Below are 17,920 nucleotides of genomic sequence, written 5' to 3'. Positions count from 1 at the left end.
CTTCACGAGATGATATGGATTTATGGACAGTATAATTTCCCCGCACAGCAAGACGCCACAAGACCCGACAGAGCTTACCGATGCTCTGCTCGACTGGTATGATGTCAATGCACGCACACTGCCCTGGCGGATCCCTCCTGGATCTGACATCGAACCAGATCCTTATCATATCTGGCTGAGCGAGATCATGCTGCAGCAGACCACTGTCACCACCGTGATCCCCTACTTCATCAAATTTTTGCACCAATGGCCAAGGGTGCAGGATCTGGCGGCGGCTGCACAGGACGATGTTCTGGTTGCCTGGGCCGGGCTCGGCTATTATGCCCGGGCCCGCAATCTGCATAAATGCGCCCAATATGTAACAGAAGAACTGAACGGTATCTTCCCCGATACGGAAGAAAACCTGTTGCAGTTACCCGGTGTTGGCCCCTATACCGCGGCCGCCATCGCCGCCATCGCCTTTGGGCAACCCGCTGCCGTTATGGATGGCAATATCGAACGGGTTATGGCGCGCATGTTTAATGTGACCACGCCCCTGCCCGATGCAAAGCCTGCTTTAAAAGAACTTACTGAGCGTATGACCCCGCAGCATCGCGCCGGGGATTACGCGCAAGCCGTGATGGATCTGGGCGCCAATATCTGCGGTCCGAAGCTTCTGAAATGTTCCGGGCGCTGCCCCTGGGAAGACCATTGCGCCGCCAATGCGCTTGGCACTGCTGACCAGCTGCCCCGCCGTAAATCAAAAGCGCCGAAGCCAACCCGCCGCGGTTACGCCTTCTGGGCCGAGTTCAACAACCATATATGGTTATGCCGTCGTCCGGAAAATGGCCTGCTCGGCGGCATGATGGAAGTGCCCTCTACGGACTGGCTGGAAAGCAAAAGCTGGGATGAAGTCCCCGCCCCGCAAATTCCCATCATCACCAACTGGAAAGAAACACCCGGTATGGTGCGTCATACATTCACCCATTTCCATCTGGAACTGAAAGTCATCCGGCTCGAATTCGCCGAACAGATTGATCTGCAGGAAGGCGACTGGTTCCCCTTCAGCCGCATCAATGACCTGGCTCTGCCGACGGTGATGATGAAGGTCATCCACCATCTGCGCGAACCTGTACTTGATTTATAGGAGATTCAAAAAATGTTCATTCTTCACGACAATACCGAATCCGGCAATGCCTACAAGGCGCGGCTCCTGCTCAGCCAGTTGGGTCTGCCCTTCAAGACAATCCAGTATGATGTCACCAAAGGCGAGACCCGCACGGCAGAATATCTCTCCAACATCAATGAGAATGGCCGCATTCCTGTGGTTCAGTTCGAAGATGGTCGCTGCCTGGCGGAATCAAACGCGATCCTCTATTATTTCGCGGTCGGCACCGACCTTTTCCCCGAAGACAAATGGCATCAGGCCGAAGTGATGAAATGGCTTTTTTTCGAGCAATATAGCCACGAACCCTTTGTTGCCGTCGCTAAATATATTCTGACCATGTTGCCGGAAGACAGCCCACGCCGGGCAGAAATACCCAGCCTGCATGAAAAAGGTTATATCGCCTTACAGATTATGGAAAACCGGCTGGCCGCCCATGACTATTTGGTGGAGGACCGCTACAGCATCGCCGACATTGCCCTGTTTGCCTATACGCATAAAGCGGCTATGGGCGGCTTCGACCTTTCAACCTTCCCGGCGATCCTTGCCTGGTTCAGACGCATTGAACAGACCCCGGGGTTTGTGGCAATGTATCCAGAAGATTGGAGAAAATCATGACAGCAGATATTCATACCGCCCGCTGCCTGTGTGGCAAGATCACGTTAGAGGCCACCGGCCCCGCTAAATATACCGAATATTGCCATTGCAAATGGTGCCAACAGGTGTCGGGATCGGCCTTCCTGCCGCTGGTCATTTTTGCACCGGAGCAGGTGCGTGTAACATCGGGCACCCTCAGTCATTACGACTCAAGTCCGGGGTGTCATAGGGGTTTTTGCCCCGATTGTGGCTCGACCATGAGCTTCCAGTCGGAACGGTCCTTTGACATCGCGCTCGGTGTCATGGATAAACCAGAGGATTTTCCGGCCCATCAGCATATCTGGGTTAAAAGCAAGATCAGTCATGTGACGATAGTTGATGATCTGCCAAAGTATGACGAAGGAGCAAGCTGACTTGCCAAACAGAATGACCTTCTCAATAACACAAGAAACTTATAGCGCCCGCTGTCTGTGTGGTCGAATAGAACTGCACGCCCAGGGTGATGGTCAGAATGTCACCCTTTGTCATTGTGACTGGTGTAAACGTTCCTCAGGCGCGGCCTTCGTCCCCTGGGTAACCTTTGCCAAAGAGGATTTCGTCGTCACTAAAGGAGCGTTGAAACTCTTCTCATCGGGCGCCATATCAGAACGGGGATTTTGCCCGGATTGTGGCGCGACCCTGACGTTTCATTTCCCCAAGACAGTGGATATTGCCTTGGGGGCCTTTGACGATCCGGAGGCCTTCCGCGCCAAAAAACACATCTGGACCAGCCAGCAGCTCCCACAAATAGAATTCATTGATGGATTACCGCGCAGCGAACATGAATAGACCTCATCTTTAAGGGAGACGACGCCTTCCTAGTCCTGCGACGGAATATAATATAAAGTCTCAGGATAAAGAACAGAATGTAACGCTCCGCCAAACCCTAAAGAAAAGTGCGCCTATCTTCAGCCGAAGAACCCAGCTTTTTTCAGTCTATTTTTGTAGGGTTTTGAAGATAAAAAAATCGCTAACAGAAGGTTGGCTAATACTATTGCAAGAAGCCAGAAAGAAGAGTCGACGGATATTTTAAGCAACTCGGAAAGAAACAATACGCCCCCGCAAATAGCGAATAACAAAATGATAACCGCCAGCCAAGACACTCCAACAATGATAATTTTAATTACGCCACTAAAGTATTTATCTGTCCCCAACAAAGCTCTCCAATAAAACCCTGCTACGAACCAACTGAGAATGAACTGTAAGATTAAAATACCAATAGTAATAATATAATCGGTCAACAGTCTTTCTCCTTCTGTACTGACCGGTAGCTGGGATGTTTTCTCACTGAATCAATCATTGTTTGATCAACGGTAAAATAATGAAAATCTTCGGATGTATCCAAGCAACACATGTCATGCCCCTCATCCAAACGTGGCGGGCAGAAAAGACTGCCACCGAAATCGTCACCCGCATAGTTCACACTCAGCATATAGGCTTCATTTTCCAATGCCCGTGTCAGGACAAACGACGGCCAGGATCTGAAGGTGTCGTCCCGCTCCATGGCTACCGCATGCAGGATCACGTCGACACTTCCCTCAAAGGCTAAACGGCGGCAAAGCTCGGGAAAACGCATGTCGTAACAGATGATCACACCAAAGCGTAAGCCGGCGAGCTCGGTTACGAATATTTTCTCCCCCGCGCTAAAAGCCGGTTTTTCCCCGCTATGGAGATAGATTTTATCGTAAAAACCAGCGGCTCTGCCATCGCCATAAACCATGACTTGCGACAGCATCACGCTGTCTCCCGCACGCCGTGGCATACCGAAACAGATCGCAGTTTTATGTTTCTGGGCAAGTTCCGCGAATGCCGTCACCGTGACACCGGCCATATCCTCAGCCAGTTCTGAAATATTCTCTAGTCCCTGCATCGGGTAGCCGGTGGAAGAGAGTTCTGGGAAAACCACCATATCCGCAGGCCGTGAGATCAGACAGTGATCAAGTCTTTGGATCATTTCGGCTGTATAGTGGTTTCGTGCCTCAACGGACGTAATCTGCGGCAACTCAATCTGGCACGCCAACAATGTTATCGTCATAAGCCTTCCCCTGAATTTTTGCCTTAAAGCCTCAAGGCTCTAAAACAGCGCAGCGATCTTGTCGTAATCTTCCAGATGACCAAGCGGGCCCACAGCCGCCAGCGACAGTTTATTATCATTCAGCAAACGGTCGGTGAAACGCATGATCGCCGTGGCGTCTACCTGATCAATTTTCTCGACAATATCCTCGTGCGAAATCGGTTTGCCAAAGATCATCATCTGACGTCCCAGCTGCTCCATACGGTTGGTGGTGCTTTCCAGCGACATCAGCAGGCCAGCCTTCATCTGTGCCCGCGCCCGGTTGACTTCCTCCGTCCCGACATGATGCGACATCTTGTGCATCTCCTCGGCCACCACAGGAATCAGTTCGCGCACCTGCTCCGGTCCGGTACCGGCATGAATGGCGAAACTGCCGCCATCAAGGTAGGACTGCATAAAGCTGTAGATCGAATAAACCAGACCGCGGGTTTCCCGCACTTCCTGAAACAGGCGGGATGACATACCGCCACCAAGGATCATCGACATGATCTGGGCCGTATAGAAATCCGGATCATCAAAGGATATACCGTTAAAACCCAGCAACAGATTTACCTGTTCCAGCTTTCTATCCCGAAGATATGAGCCCCCGTGATATGCGGCGCCCTCTTTCGGGATTTGCCGGGTATGCTCCAGATCGGAAAACTGATCTTCCACATGCTTGATCAACTCTGCATGATCAAAGTTCCCCGATACAGCGACGACCATCTGCTCCGCTTTATAATGATCGGCCATATAGGTTGCCAGTTCTTCCCGACGAAATCCTTTGACCAGTTCCGTCGTCCCGAGGATCGGCCGCCCAATGGGCTGATCCGGATAGGAGGCTTCCTGCAGGTAATCAAAAACAATATCATCCGGCGTATCGTTGGACTGGCCAATTTCCTGGATAATCACGCCGCGTTCGCGTTCAAGTTCCTGAGGATCGAAAACAGAGTTCTGCAAAATATCGGCGAGCACATCAACGCCAAGCGCGAGATCTTCCTTCAGCAGCCGGGCATAATAGGTGGTATGTTCCCGCGAGGTATAGGCGTTCATATAACCGCCTACATCCTCCACCACTTCGGCGATATCCTTGGCGGAGCGTTTTTGCGTGCCCTTGAAGGCCATATGTTCCAACATATGCGACAGACCGTTCTGCGCCGCCGTCTCGTGACGGCTGCCCACATCGGTCCATACCCCGACAGTCACGGTCTCCACATGAGGCATGACGTCGGTCACGACCCGAAGGCCGTTGCTTAATGTTGTCACATTTACATTCATATATTTTCTCGGATATAGGATTTCAAAGCATCCAGATCATGGGTGAGGCGATCACAGCGCTCTTCGCGCTCAAACAGATCGGCCATATGGGCGGGCAAGTCTGGATGACGGCCCGTAACTTTTTCCACGGCTTCCGGGAATTTCGCCGGATGGGCCGTGCTCAGGGTGACCATCGGTGTCGCGGCGTCGGCATTCTTGCGCCGCGCGGCCTGAACGCCAACCGCGGTATGCGGGTCGATCACCTGACCGCTCTCCCGATAAACCTGTCCGATGGTGGCTTCGGTATCTTCCTCGCTAACCTGCAGCGCATCAAAAATCTGTTGCGCTTTGGCAAGTTCCGGCCCGTCAATGGTGAAACTTTTCGACTGACTGAGATTATTCATCAGGCGCCGGACATCGTCGCCCTGTTTGTTATAGAGGTTGAACAGCAGTCGTTCAAAATTGCTCGACACCTGAATATCCATGCTCGGGCTGATGGTCGGACTGACGGTGCCAACACTATAGTCGCCGGTGGTCAGAACCCGGGTCAGAATATCATTGCGGTTGGTGGCCACCACCAGCTGCTTGATCGGCAGACCCATCTGCTGCGCCACATAACCGGCGTAAATATCACCGAAATTGCCGGTCGGTACGCTGTAGGAAACTTCCCGGTCCGGGGCGCCAAGGGCCACAGCGGAAGTGAAATAGTAAACGATCTGCGCCATTACCCGGGCCCAGTTTATGCTGTTGACCGCCGACAGGGTGATCTCGTCGCGGAAAGAAAGGTCGTTGAACAACGCCTTGACCATCGCCTGACAATCATCGAAATTACCATCAACCGCCAGGTTATGTACATTGGGCGACAGAACTGTTGTCATCTGTTTACGCTGCACGTCCGACACGCGGCCATAAGGATGCAGCATAAAGATCTCGGCGCAGGCCCGGTCGCGCACGCATTCAATGGCCGCGGACCCGGTATCGCCGGAGGTTGCCCCCACGATGGTGACTTTCCGCCCCTGTTTGGTCAGCACATGATCGAACAGATGGCCGAGCAGCTGCAAAGCCACATCCTTGAAAGCCAATGTCGGGCCGTGAAACAGCTCCAGCATCCATTCATTACTGTCGAGTTGGGCCAACGGCACAACGGCCTTATGGCGAAACGTGCTGTATGCCTTGGCGACAATGGCTTCAAAGTCATCTTCTGAAATGCTGCTGTGGGCGTTACAGACAAAGGGTTTCATCACCCGGAAAGCCACGTCCTGATAGGACATTCCACGGAAAGACTTAATCTCATCACGACTTAACTGTGGCCATTCGGACGGGATGTATAATCCTCCGTCACGGGCGAGACCGGTTAACAGGACATCCTCGAATCCAAGTGCGGGGGCTTCACCGCGGGTACTGATATATTTCACTTAATTCATTCCTTATGTGTGGCGCATAGAAGAACACAGGCAACCGGCCTGCCGAATCATCTTAATTCGGCTGCAAAGATTATCAGTTTAGCTCATTCTTGCAAGCAGAAGTCTTTAGCTGATCAGAACGGGTCATTCTCTGGTTCGGCTTTGCGAATATGGAAGATCAGGAAAATAATCACCAATACAACAGCAAGCCCGTACCAGGTCAAGGCGTAATCCAGATGATTGTTGATGATATTCAACTGGGTACGACCGCCCATCGGATATGCCCCGGCTTCTGCGGCTTTATCGGCATAGACAAACATCGGAAAGACATTCTTTAAATCCTGCGCCTTCGCCATGGCATTCAGGTCGCCATAATACCATATATTACGCACCAGATCATTATCCGGGGCGAAGCGTTCTTTTTTCCAGCTTTTACGCAACACACCGGTCACGGTGACTTCGCCATTGGTGATGGTTTGTGGTCGCGATGCAGGTTCTTTCAGTTTTTCCGGCACCCAGCCACGATTGATAATGACCACGTTGCCGTCATCCTGCAACAAAGGCGTGAACAGGTCATAGCCTGGTTTGCCATTTGGTCCTGCCCCGTAAAGCGGCATTTCCCGCATGTGCAGAAACCGACCGGTCACTGTTACATGGCGATACAGCCAATCATCGGGCGCCTCAATATTTACAGGAATTTTGATCGACGGAAGGCTATAGCGGCTCTCCAGCTTCTCAATCAGGTCCAGTTTCCACGCCAACCTCTCCACCTGCCAGTTGCCCAGCAGACAGAGAATTATAATCATTGGAATAGTCATCACTGTTGGCCAAAGCCGTGGTCTGAAATGATAGCCGCGAAAACCCATAATAATCTTACTGATCCAATTTGCCTTCCTGGGCGTTAAAATGATATTGCAGGGTCACCATAAGCGCTTTACCCGGCCGCATCAAGCCCAGTGCGCCGCCCATGATACAGGGCACCCACAACAGCATATGAACCCATACCGGCGGCTGGAATTTTACTTCCACCATCAGGGCCAGGGCAATCACAATCAAACCAATCAACAGAATGATAAAAAGCGCCGGTCCATCGCCGGAATCAAATGTTTCATAATCGAGCGCACAAACCGGGCAGGATTTGCGGAACGTCAGGAACCCCTGAAACAGCGCCCCTTCGCCGCAGCGGGGGCACTTACAGAAAAGTCCCGCCCGAACAGGCGAGACTTTCTTATTTTGATAATTTTCTGTCATGAAGGCGGCTTAATGAACAGCAGGTGTTCCGGCACCACCGACATAAATCGCAATAAACAGAACCAGCCATACCACATCGACAAAATGCCAATACCAGGCGGCAGCTTCAAAACCGAAATGATGATCCGGTTTGAAGTGGCCTTTCAGTCCACGGAACAGACATACTGTCAGAAAGATTGTCCCGATCAGCACGTGCGCCCCATGGAAACCCGTCGCCATGTAGAAAGTGGATGAATAGATATTCTGATCAAACGCAAATGTTGCATGCGCATATTCATACACCTGAACGCCGGTAAAAGAGGCCCCGAGCAGGATCGTGAACAACAACATGTTGATAAACGTCTTACGGTCACCTTCCTGCAACGCATGATGCGCCCAGGTAACGGTTGTTCCGGATGTCAGCAGGATCAGGGTATTGATCAGTGGCAAATGCCAAGGGTCAAGGGTCTGAATGTCCTGAGGCGGCCACACAGCGCCAATGGCTTCTGTCGGGAAGATACTGGCGTTAAAATACGCCCAGAACCAAGCCACGAAGAACATTACTTCTGAAATAATGAACAGGAAGACGCCGTAGCGCAGACCAAGCTGTACAATGCTTGTATGGAAGCCTTGATACTCCCCTTCCTTGATCACGTCTCCCCACCAGCTGTACGCGCCGAAAAGCAGGATCACAAGCCCCACAATAAACAGGAAACTGTCGGACCCTTCCATGCTGGAAATAAGTGGTATTTCATGCATGAAAAGAACAGCCCCGACGGCTGTGAGAAAAGCGCCCAAAGAGCAGACAACCGGCCAGGGGCTCGGGTCTACGAGATGGTAGTCATGTTTTGGTGCATGTGAATCTGACATATGTGATCCCTTATACTATACCTTGCTATTAAAAATCCAATTCAGCCGTGTGCCTGCGCGTCAGACCCCGGCGTCCCTATTCGTCCTCATCCGCCTCGAAGAAAGTATAGGAAAGAGTTATTTCCGTGACTTCCTCAAGCCGTTTATCGTTCACGATATCCGGGTCAACAAAGAAGGTGACCGGCATGTCAACCTCTTCTCCCGGCGCCAATGTCTGTTCTGTAAAACAGAAACAGTCAATCTTGTTAAAATACATCGCCGCCTTGAACGGCGTGACATTGAATGTCGCCGTGCCGGTGATGGTTTTGTTGCTGTTATTCACCGCCTTGTAAAAAATCAGCGCCTCTTCCCCGACTTTCACGGTTACAGAAGTCTGTACCGGCTTGAAATACCACGGCATATGCTGATTGACATCGGCATTGAACCTTACGGTCATTTCCCGCGCCAATACGGTGCCTGTAGAAGATTCCGCTTTTTGTGTCGTTCCGCCATATCCGGTCACCTGACAAAACAGGCGATACAACGGCACAGACGCAACAACAAGTCCGATCATCACCCCGAGCATGATAAAAATATACACCAGGGTTTTCGTATGATTTGTATTGGGGGATACTGCGGTATTCATAGACTTAAATCACACCCAGTTTTGCCAGAGTGACGACAAAAAACAACGCCACCATGGCCAGCAGGATGCCCCCCAGGGCATAATTGCGGCCAGCGCGTTTTTTATGTTCTTCATGTAAAGGCATCAGATCATTCTCCCGATCACCACTTCACCACCCATGACGGCAAACAAAATAAACAGATAAAAGATGGAATAGAAAAACGTTTTCTTTGCGGTTGGAATATCTTTATTACGATAAAGCGTCGCTGAAAGATATAAGAATACCGCGCCCGTAACCGCCGCTGTCACACCATATACCGGTCCGGCAAAACCCATGGTCCAGGGCAGAAGCGTTACTGGCAGCATCAAAATTGTGTAAATCAGAATCTGCTTGCGGGTTTCCGCTTCCCCGGAGACCACCGGCAGCATGGGAATGCCCGCCGCTTCGTAGTCTTTACAGGCAAACAGGGACAGCGCCCAGAAATGTGGCGGCGTCCACATAAAGATAATGCTGAACAACACAATCGAATCCAGGCTGACATCACCGGTGACCGCCGCCCAGGCGATCATGGGCGGGAAAGCGCCCGATGCACCGCCGATGACGATATTCATTGGCGTGCGGCGTTTCAGCCAGATGGTGTAAACCACCACATAAAACAGAATTGTCATCAACAACAACGCCCCTGCGACGACATTGACCATCAGGCCCATGACCAGCACAGAAGCCGTTGATAACGCCACGCCGAAATGCAACGCAGACTGCGGGTCAATGCGGCCCGCAGGAATGGGACGATCAGCGGTACGCTTCATACGCGCATCTACATCCGCCTCATACCACATATTGAGACAACCAGAAGCCCCCGCACCAACCGCAATACAGAGTATAGCGGTAAAGGCGATGACAGGATGAATTTCACCGGGTGCCATTACCATCCCGATAAAGGCGGTAAAAATAACCAGTGACATCACCCGAGGCTTCAAAAGCGCCAGAAAATCAGCGGCGCCGGGGACATAATCCTCCCGGACATTCTGATTTGCTGTATGGACAATGCTATTCATGTTCGACCTTAACTATCTCTTTTAATGATAAACGTGCGAACTGGACCGGATCACAGGTGACCCGGTCCAGATCAGATTATTTAATTCGCGGCAGTTCATTGAACTGATGGAATGGTGGTGGAGAAGACAATGTCCACTCAAGCGTTGTCGCGCCTTCGCCCCACTGGTTATCCCCAACCCGTTCCTTGGACCGCAGTGTCATGAAGACACCGACGAGGAAGACCAGAGTAGAGATACCGGTAATGATATAGCCTACAGTGGAGACATAGTTCCAGTATGCATAAGCATCAGGATAATCCGGAATACGACGCGGCATGCCAGCCAGTCCCAAGAAATGCTGCGGGAAGAAGATCACATTCACACCGATGAAAGTTCCCCAGAAATGGAGCTTGCTGATGAACTGCGGATATGGCTTGCCGCTCATTTTACCAATCCAGTAATACCAGCCTGCAAAGATGGAGAACAGAGCCCCCATAGACATGGTGTAATGGAAATGCGCAACCACATAGTAGGTGTCATGCATCGCGGTATCAACGCCACTGTTGGCGAGAACCACACCGGTAACACCCCCGATGGTGAACAGGAAGATCATGCCAAGCGCAAACAACATCGGTGTTTCAAACTTAATGGAACCACCCCACATTGTCGCCAGCCAGGAAAAGATCTTGATGCCGGTTGGCACAGCAATAACCATGGTCGCTGCGGTAAAGTAAGCCTTGGTATCCACATCCATGCCCACGGTGAACATATGATGAGCCCAAACCACGAAACCAACAACCCCGATCGCCACCATGGCGTAAGCCATGCCAAGATAACCAAAGATCGGCTTGCGGGAGAAAGTGGAGATAATATGACTGACCAGACCAAAACCCGGCAGGATCAAGATATAAACTTCTGGGTGACCGAAGAACCAGAACAGATGCTGATACAGGATCGGATCACCACCACCGGCGGCATCAAAGAAATGCGTGCCGAAGTTACGGTCTGTCAACAGCATGGTGATGGCGCCCGCCAGAACCGGCAGAGACAACAACAGCAGGAAGACAGTAACCAGAACGGACCATACAAACAAAGGCATTTTATGCAATGTCATGCCCGGCGCGCGCATGTTGAAGATGGTACAGATGAAGTTGATCGCGCCCATAATAGAAGACGCCCCGGCGATATGCAGCGAGAAGATCGCCAGATCCATGGCCGGACCACCGTGACCGGAGGTTGACAATGGCGCATAAACTGTCCAGCCCGCACCTACTCCGGGGTATGTCGCCCCTTCCATGAAGGTGGACAGGATCAGCAGACCAATCGCCGCCGGCAGCAGCCAGAAGGAGATATTGTTCATGCGCGGGAAAGCCATGTCCGGCGCCCCGATCATGATCGGCACGAACCAGTTACCAAACCCGCCAATCAAAGCCGGCATCACCATGAAGAAGACCATGATAAGACCGTGACCGGTGATCAGAACATTAAAGAAATGCTTGGCAGCTTCCACATCGCCATTGGTAAAGGCTGTGAGGAATTCGATTCCTGGTTCCATCAATTCACCACGCATCAGGCCGGAAAAGGCCCCACCGAGAATCCCGGCAAAGATGGCAAAAATCAGATACATCGTCCCGATGTCTTTATGGTTTGTGGATAGTACCCAACGACGCCAGCCGGTTGGATTTGCGTGTGCTTCGCTACTCATCAGACGACGCTCCTTACTGCTGAGCCGGCAGCACGGCGGCTACACGGGTCAGATTATCTGTTTCAGTTTCAGCATATTCTTCTTTGGCTTCAACCAACCAGGCCTCGTATTCCTCTTGCGAGACTACTTTCACCATGATCGGCATAAAGCCGTGATCCTTGCCGCAAAGCTCGGAACACTGACCGTAAAACATGCCTTCTTTTTCTGCTTTAAACCAGGTTTCATTCAACTTACCTGGCACCGCGTCAATCTTCACACCAAAGGCCGGCATGGCCCAGGCGTGGATAACATCGCTTGCGGTAACGATCATGCGTACAGTCTTGTTGACTGGCACGACGATATGCGCGTCCGTTCCCAACAGGCGCGGGTGACCGGCGGCCTTGGCGTCTTCATCGCTCAGGATATAGGCATCAATCGACATATTGTCATGATCGGGATATTCGTAAGTCCAATACCACTGATTGCCGATAGCTTTAATCGTCAGGTCAGATTGCGGGATCACATCTTCTTTATAGAGAAGTTTGAAGGACGGGATCGCAATCACCAGAAGAATCAGGATTGGCACGGTGGTCCAGACAATTTCCAGACCGGTATGATGGGTGGTGCTGGAGGGATTTGGGTTTGCCTTGGCATTGAATTTAATGAAGATATAAATCATTAAAACCAGTACGAAAACACTTACAATGATACACATCCATAACAGAAGGTCATGAAAACCAACGATATCACGCATCACTTCTGTTACAGGTTCCATGAACCCCAACTGCTTGGGTTCTGCGTAATTGGTACCGTTTGCAAGAGCCGGAGCCCCGAATGAAAAAAATGTGACGATAAACGCTGTCACAACGCTGAATAACTTATTGAGAGACATATTCGTCTTACCCCTTAAATCCAAAAATGAATTAAGAAACCCGCCGCACACCCGGATATAGTTTGAATTTTCTGGTTCCACCCTGAGAAAACGCGACATTTCGAGCTTTATAACTATAAATTTGACATAGCTCAAGGAACTATTATCAAATTCAATTAGAGATGTAAGCATTGACATAGATCAATGCTTTAGTTCACAAGGTATTTTGAGCTTGAAATTTTTTCAATTCTCCTATTTTACAGCCACTTCTTGCCAAAACCAAGCCCCGTCGTTTATAGTTGCCTCTAAATCAATCCTTGAAATATTTAAGGCCTTTAGCAGGTGTAAACCCTATGACTTCCGACGATTCCCACTTTTTTTCCGACAACGCCCTCGATTCTGTCCGCACCCAAAGACTGGTTGACGAAACCCTGGGGGCCATGGACGATGGCGAGCTTTACCTGCAATATGCCCAGTCAGAAAGCTTTTCCTTCGACGATGGACGCCTGAAAAGCGCCGCTTATGACACCACCAAGGGATTCGGCCTGCGCGCCGTCCTCGGCGAAGTCAGCGGCTATGCGCATTCTTCCGAACTCAGCGAAGACGCCCTGAAACGCGCCCGTGATACGGTAACATCAATCAACACCGGTCCGGGCGGCACACTGGCCCTGCATCCCAAAGGCACCAATGAAAAGCTTTATGCGGAAGAAAATCCCCTGCTCGGCATGGCCTTTCGCGACAAGATCAGTTTGCTGGAAAAAATTGACGCCTATGCCCGCGACCGCGACCCGAAGGTCTGTCAGGTCAGCAGTTCGATCACCGGCGAATGGCAGACCGTGGAAATCATCCGCCCCGGCGGCCACCGGGTGCGCGATATCCGCCCCCTCGTCCGGCTGAATGTCAGCGTCGTCGTCAAAGACGGCGACCGCATGGAAAGTGGCTATCAGGGCGCAGGCGGGCGCTATGAATACAGTCAATTGCTCACCCAGGAAAACTGGCAGGGGCAGGTCAATGAGGCCCTGCGTCAGGCATTGGTCAATCTGGACAGCGTCGCCGCCCCGGCCGGTGAGATGGATGTGGTGCTCGGCCCCGGCTGGCCCGGCGTATTGCTGCATGAAGCCATCGGCCATGGGCTCGAAGGCGATTTCAACCGCAAGAGCACCTCGGCTTTCGCCGGCCTGATGGGCAAGCGCATTGCCGCGCCCGGCGTGACCATTGTCGATGACGGCACCCTGCCCAACCGGCGCGGCTCCCTGACCTTTGATGATGAAGGCACCCCGACCAATTGCACCACCCTGATTGAAGACGGCATTCTCGTTGGTTATATGCAGGACCGGATGAATGCCCGCCTGATGGGCGTCGACGCCACCGGCAATGGCCGCCGTCAGAGCTACGCCCATCAACCGATGCCCCGCATGACCAATACCTACATGCGGGCCGGAGAACAGGACCCGGCGGAAATTCTCGCCGGGGTCAAGGACGGCCTCTATGCGGTTAATTTCGGCGGCGGACAGGTCGACATCACCAATGGCAAGTTTGTGTTTAGCTGTACAGAAGCCTATCAGATCAAAAACGGCAAGATCGGCGCACCGGTCAAGGGCGCGACCCTGATCGGCAATGGCGCCGATGTGCTGACCAAAGTTTCCGCCATCGGCAACGATCTGGAACTGGACAGCGGCGTTGGCATCTGTGGCAAGGGAGGACAAAGCGTCCCCGTCGGCGTCGGACAACCCACTTTGCGGGTTGATGGCCTGACGGTCGGCGGCACGGAAGGTTAAGTCTCTTATATTATTTTTTGAATTTACAGGATAAAAATTTCATGGCTGATTTTTTTAATGCTCTAGAGCAGAAACATATTGATTTCATCTCCGCGCAGCAGATGTTTTTTGTCGCCACCGCCCCGAAACAGGGCCGCATTAACCTGTCACCCAAGGGGCTTGACTGCTTCCGCATTACTTCCCCGACCGAAGTCGCCTATCTGGATTTTGTCGGCAGCGGTAATGAGACGGCGGCTCATCTGCTTGACGACGGGCGCATTACGGTGATGTTCAACAGTTATACCCGCAACGCCCTGATCTTGCGGATATACGGGCGCGGCACATCCCATGCCCCGGGCAGCGCACGCTTTGCCGACTTGATGAAGATGTTTGACGACGCCCCCGGCATCCGCCAAATTTTTACCATCGCCATTGACAATTTGCAGACATCCTGCGGTTATGGCGTACCGATCTTCGAGACCGGCGAGGAACGGCAGACCCTGACCAAATGGGCCGAGAAAAAAGGCCCCAAAGGCATCGAAGACTATTTCCAGGAGAAGAACCGGGTCAGCATCGACGGACTACCATCAGTGAAATAACGCCTCAGAGGGGACATCGCCCAGAATCTGCGCCCAGAATCTGCGCCTGCCTCCTCTCAGATCAATGTTGTTCCATGATCGCCTGTGTCGTCGGCATACTGAAGGGCGTTTCAAAAAAGTCATTCAGGATCGCGTTGAATTTTTTCGCATCGGTAACCGGCGCAAAATGCGTATTGCCCGGCAAAATCGCCAGCTGCGACTTTTCGATATTGTTGAATATTTCAAGCGTATGTTCCCCCCTGATCACATCCCGATCCCCCGCCATGACCAATACCGGCGCCATAATCTTATGCAGGCTCTCGACCTTGATATCCGGTTGGGTTTTCAGCAAAGCCAGCAATTGCTTCTGAAGCGCCCAGTTCCGAGACGTATCTTTACCGGCGATTTGAGCCTCGACATCCTGCTCCGCCTGAGCCAGAATCGGCTTGACCCACCCATGAACCGCCGTGTCATCGGGCCTGAGATTCGCCCCCATAATAGCCATTTTAGCCACTTTATCCGGGTGATCGATCGCCAGCAATAGCCCGAGAATTCCGCCGTCGCTCCAGCCAAAGATCGACGCCTGTTGAATATTGAGAAAATCCAGAAGGACGTTCCAGTCCTCCATCATCTGGCTATAGGTCAGGGGTTGATCCCCCAGACCTGATTTGCCATGCCCTCGGCTGTCGGCGACAATGACTTTATATGTCCGGGAAAAGAAGGCGATTTGCGCCGCCAGGCTAGCGATGCTGCCTCCATTGCCATGAATAAGAATAAGCGGCGCGCCGTCGCCATATGTTTCATAATAGAATTTGATGCCATTAATGTCGGCATAGTGGCCGGCGGCCGCATTCTGACCGTAGGAAATTTCCCCTGCCGGTCCTTCTTCAGGGGCGGAAGACGCGGCAGCCACCGAAAAACTGGCCACCCCCATAATAGCAAACAAAACCATAAACTTCCGGAAAGAAAAAAAACGCATGTCATTCCCACTTCTTAATATGCAGATTAAAATAGCCAAAGCATCCGGGTCAGGAACGTTTGATCTCCCTCCTGCCCTCGATTAATTTCGGTAAAGCCGTCGCGCAGCCAGTTATTGCCGTAATTGGTCAGATTATATTCGGCGCGTAATTTCATCTCTTCGGTCACATTAATCTCGAATCCGATCCCGAAATAGAAATCCGCGGCGCGCTGATAATGATTTTCGCTGATATGCAGTCCGGCATTGCTGGCCCCGGTGTAAAGATAAACCCGGCTTTTCTCGGTCAGCACCAACCCGAGCGCCGCCTTGACATCAAAGGTAACCCGGCCTCCCTGCTCCGGATCAGGCCCATAGGCCGAAGATCCATAGGGCGCGCCAAAGTCATAGTTGCCTTCAATGCCGATAAAGCTTCCTTCCGCCATCCCCTTTTGCCATTTCACGCGGATCGCATCATTGTAGATGAACACAATCGGCTCCGCCGCCACATCCTGCGGCGCAACAGTTGCTCCCGAAAGCCGCAACGCCTTAAGGCTTTTATCCAAAAGCGATGAAGGGTCCATCGCCAGAGACGGGACAGAATGCAATGTGAAAAACAGCGCAAGCAGCACCGCCGCGCCCCTGATCCGTCGCCGATAACCTGCTGATCGTCTTATCCGTCGTGATATCATATCATTTATATCTCGCTCCCCCGGACTACCCACGAGTCGAAATATTAATGTTTTACATGAATTTTTCAAGATATAAATTTCCGCAGACTTTCCCTTGGTTTTCATACCAGCGAACCTGCGGGGTTATTTGACGAGATCAGCCATCTTCCCATGCACCTCCTCGATCATCAAAGTGCGCTCCTGCAAGATCTGCCCCATCAGGGCGAACTCGCAACTGCTCGCGACGCCAGCCGTCAGATCGGAGAGCGAGCGCAGAATATCGGCGATGGTATGGAGCTCCGCGCAATGCCCTTCCAGGCCGGACAGGGCGACGGACAGTGCCGTATGGTGATACGCCGCGTCAAACCAATAACTGTCCGGCGTCCAGTGGTCCTCGACAAGGCCGCCCCGCAGAGTGATATGCCGGATGTCACCCGGGATGTACCGATCCTGGGTGGCGGGACGGGCAATGGTCTCTTTAACCAGAATATCGGCAATATGTGAGAGATCACGCCGGACCGGGTCCGGCAGCTGGCCAAGGGAATATTTCATAAGATGCCCCTTTCCTCACCCTTCAGCCCGTCCGCACAAGAGGAGCGCCAGACAATAACGGGAGAACAGGGAGAGATATTAATGATTTTCGGGGAGATGGGGAAGATGTTGATTAACAAGCACAGCTCATCTGTGCTAAGACGTGAGGTAGCCATGTCAGCCTCCTAAGCAGGTTGGTGTGGTTAGACTCGGCAGGGTGTTGGTAGCACCTTGCCGAGTTGCTTTAGTAACATTTAAAATGTAACATATTTCATCTCACAAAACAACATTAGAAATGTAACTTTTATGACGCCGATTTCAAGACTTCAATGCCGTGCGGCACGTTCACTCCTAGACTGGAGACAAGACGAACTCGAAGCCGCATCGAATGTAGCAAAGAAAACCATTGCCGACTTTGAGCGCGGCGCCCGCACCCCCCGCCCCGTGAACCTCGAAGCCATAAAAGGAGCGCTTGAAACTGCAGGCATCGAATTCATCCCCGAAAACGGCGGCGGCACAGGGGTACGACTGAAGAAGTGATAGAGAGTGAAAATACTCCGCTCCACAGCTTCCCCCCACCCCGTCATTACCTGACTTGATCGGGTAGTGACGGCGGATAATAAGCGGCAGCGTCACTG

21 protein-coding genes are annotated in these 17,920 nt (G+C 52.0%); 7 read left to right on the top strand and 14 right to left on the bottom strand.

Annotation, left to right across the window (positions count from 1 at the left end; all coding sequences use genetic code 11):
* Positions 1 to 22 precede the first annotated feature (22 nt).
* The 4 genes from mutY to FIV45_RS04525 are packed head-to-tail and all read left to right on the top strand — an operon-like array spanning position 23 to position 2,569.
* Positions 23 to 1,126 carry an A/G-specific adenine glycosylase gene (mutY, locus tag FIV45_RS04540; protein ID WP_099471213.1) on the top strand — a complete coding sequence of 368 codons (1,104 nt, stop codon included), beginning with the start codon at positions 23 to 25 and terminating at the stop codon, positions 1,124 to 1,126.
* 12 nt (positions 1,127 to 1,138) lie between these two features.
* Positions 1,139 to 1,762, top strand: a complete 624-nt coding sequence (locus FIV45_RS04535) for a glutathione S-transferase family protein (RefSeq protein ID WP_099471212.1) — start codon at positions 1,139 to 1,141, stop codon at positions 1,760 to 1,762.
* The gene (locus tag FIV45_RS04530) at positions 1,759 to 2,154 is read left to right on the top strand and encodes a GFA family protein (RefSeq protein ID WP_099471211.1); all 396 of its coding nucleotides are present in this window, start codon (positions 1,759 to 1,761) and stop codon (positions 2,152 to 2,154) included. Before FIV45_RS04535 ends, FIV45_RS04530 begins: the two co-directional genes overlap by 4 nt.
* A 1-nt stretch (position 2,155) precedes the next feature.
* Positions 2,156 to 2,569 carry a GFA family protein gene (locus FIV45_RS04525; protein ID WP_165776886.1) on the top strand — a complete coding sequence of 138 codons (414 nt, stop codon included), beginning with the start codon at positions 2,156 to 2,158 and terminating at the stop codon, positions 2,567 to 2,569.
* A gap of 119 nt (positions 2,570 to 2,688) precedes the next feature.
* On the opposite strand, the gene FIV45_RS04520 is transcribed toward FIV45_RS04525, so the two are convergent.
* From FIV45_RS04520 to coxB, 11 genes are all read right to left on the bottom strand, one after another.
* Positions 2,689 to 3,021: a hypothetical protein gene (locus tag FIV45_RS04520; protein WP_099471209.1), complete on the bottom strand. Its 333-nt coding sequence runs from the start codon at positions 3,019 to 3,021 to the stop codon at positions 2,689 to 2,691.
* Entirely contained in the window at positions 3,018 to 3,815 is a 798-nt protein-coding gene (locus tag FIV45_RS04515; protein ID WP_099471208.1) for a carbon-nitrogen hydrolase family protein, read from the bottom strand. The genes FIV45_RS04520 and FIV45_RS04515 overlap by 4 nt, the downstream gene beginning before the upstream one ends.
* 39 nt (positions 3,816 to 3,854) lie before the next feature.
* On the bottom strand, positions 3,855 to 5,099 hold the full coding sequence (locus FIV45_RS04510; RefSeq protein WP_204844796.1) for a M16 family metallopeptidase: 1,245 nt from the start codon (positions 5,097 to 5,099) through the stop codon (positions 3,855 to 3,857).
* A gap of 8 nt (positions 5,100 to 5,107) precedes the next feature.
* On the bottom strand, positions 5,108 to 6,505 hold the full coding sequence (gene thrC, locus FIV45_RS04505) for a threonine synthase (protein WP_099471206.1): 1,398 nt from the start codon (positions 6,503 to 6,505) through the stop codon (positions 5,108 to 5,110).
* Positions 6,506 to 6,627: 122 nt separating this feature from the next.
* Positions 6,628 to 7,299, bottom strand: a complete 672-nt coding sequence (locus FIV45_RS04500) for an SURF1 family protein (RefSeq protein WP_165776885.1) — start codon at positions 7,297 to 7,299, stop codon at positions 6,628 to 6,630.
* 67 nt (positions 7,300 to 7,366) lie between these two features.
* Positions 7,367 to 7,744: a DUF983 domain-containing protein gene (locus FIV45_RS04495; protein ID WP_099471204.1), complete on the bottom strand. Its 378-nt coding sequence runs from the start codon at positions 7,742 to 7,744 to the stop codon at positions 7,367 to 7,369.
* A gap of 9 nt (positions 7,745 to 7,753) precedes the next feature.
* The gene (locus FIV45_RS04490; RefSeq protein ID WP_099471203.1) at positions 7,754 to 8,593 is read right to left on the bottom strand and encodes a cytochrome c oxidase subunit 3; all 840 of its coding nucleotides are present in this window, start codon (positions 8,591 to 8,593) and stop codon (positions 7,754 to 7,756) included.
* 76 nt (positions 8,594 to 8,669) lie between these two features.
* On the bottom strand, positions 8,670 to 9,218 hold the full coding sequence (locus FIV45_RS04485; protein WP_099471202.1) for a cytochrome c oxidase assembly protein: 549 nt from the start codon (positions 9,216 to 9,218) through the stop codon (positions 8,670 to 8,672).
* 123 nt (positions 9,219 to 9,341) lie between these two features.
* Positions 9,342 to 10,256, bottom strand: coding sequence for a heme o synthase (locus FIV45_RS04480; protein WP_099471200.1), 915 nt, complete (start codon positions 10,254 to 10,256; stop codon positions 9,342 to 9,344).
* Between the two features lie 76 nt (positions 10,257 to 10,332).
* Positions 10,333 to 11,940, bottom strand: a complete 1,608-nt coding sequence (gene ctaD / locus FIV45_RS04475) for a cytochrome c oxidase subunit I (protein WP_099471199.1) — start codon at positions 11,938 to 11,940, stop codon at positions 10,333 to 10,335.
* A 13-nt stretch (positions 11,941 to 11,953) separates the two neighbouring features.
* The gene (gene coxB, locus FIV45_RS04470) at positions 11,954 to 12,811 is read right to left on the bottom strand and encodes a cytochrome c oxidase subunit II (protein ID WP_099471891.1); all 858 of its coding nucleotides are present in this window, start codon (positions 12,809 to 12,811) and stop codon (positions 11,954 to 11,956) included.
* A gap of 332 nt (positions 12,812 to 13,143) precedes the next feature.
* Between coxB and tldD the strand changes: the two genes are divergently transcribed.
* Together tldD and FIV45_RS04460 are read left to right on the top strand one after the other, a co-directional pair.
* Positions 13,144 to 14,568 (top strand): metalloprotease TldD, encoded by a 1,425-nt coding sequence (tldD, locus tag FIV45_RS04465; RefSeq protein ID WP_099471198.1) that lies wholly within the window; start codon positions 13,144 to 13,146, stop codon positions 14,566 to 14,568.
* A gap of 41 nt (positions 14,569 to 14,609) precedes the next feature.
* A complete protein-coding gene (locus FIV45_RS04460; RefSeq protein WP_099471197.1) occupies positions 14,610 to 15,146 on the top strand; it encodes a pyridoxamine 5'-phosphate oxidase family protein in 537 nt (178 codons plus the stop codon).
* Positions 15,147 to 15,207: 61 nt separating this feature from the next.
* Here the strand turns inward: FIV45_RS04460 and FIV45_RS04455 are convergent, their stop codons facing one another.
* From FIV45_RS04455 to FIV45_RS04445, 3 genes are all read right to left on the bottom strand, one after another.
* The gene (locus tag FIV45_RS04455; protein WP_099471196.1) at positions 15,208 to 16,104 is read right to left on the bottom strand and encodes an alpha/beta fold hydrolase; all 897 of its coding nucleotides are present in this window, start codon (positions 16,102 to 16,104) and stop codon (positions 15,208 to 15,210) included.
* A gap of 26 nt (positions 16,105 to 16,130) precedes the next feature.
* The gene (locus FIV45_RS04450) at positions 16,131 to 16,772 is read right to left on the bottom strand and encodes an outer membrane beta-barrel protein (protein ID WP_133118517.1); all 642 of its coding nucleotides are present in this window, start codon (positions 16,770 to 16,772) and stop codon (positions 16,131 to 16,133) included.
* Positions 16,773 to 16,895: 123 nt separating this feature from the next.
* Entirely contained in the window at positions 16,896 to 17,303 is a 408-nt protein-coding gene (locus tag FIV45_RS04445; RefSeq protein WP_099471194.1) for a hypothetical protein, read from the bottom strand.
* Between the two features lie 285 nt (positions 17,304 to 17,588).
* On the opposite strand from FIV45_RS04445, the gene FIV45_RS04440 reads away from it, so the two are divergent.
* A complete protein-coding gene (locus tag FIV45_RS04440) occupies positions 17,589 to 17,822 on the top strand; it encodes a helix-turn-helix domain-containing protein (RefSeq protein ID WP_099471193.1) in 234 nt (77 codons plus the stop codon).
* Positions 17,823 to 17,920: the final 98 nt, after the last annotated feature.

This window comes from Paremcibacter congregatus (assembly GCF_006385135.1).
Taxonomy (GTDB): domain Bacteria; phylum Pseudomonadota; class Alphaproteobacteria; order Sphingomonadales; family Emcibacteraceae; genus Paremcibacter; species Paremcibacter congregatus.
Note: the sequence above shows the minus strand (reverse complement) of the source record. Positions and strands in the feature narration are given on the sequence as shown.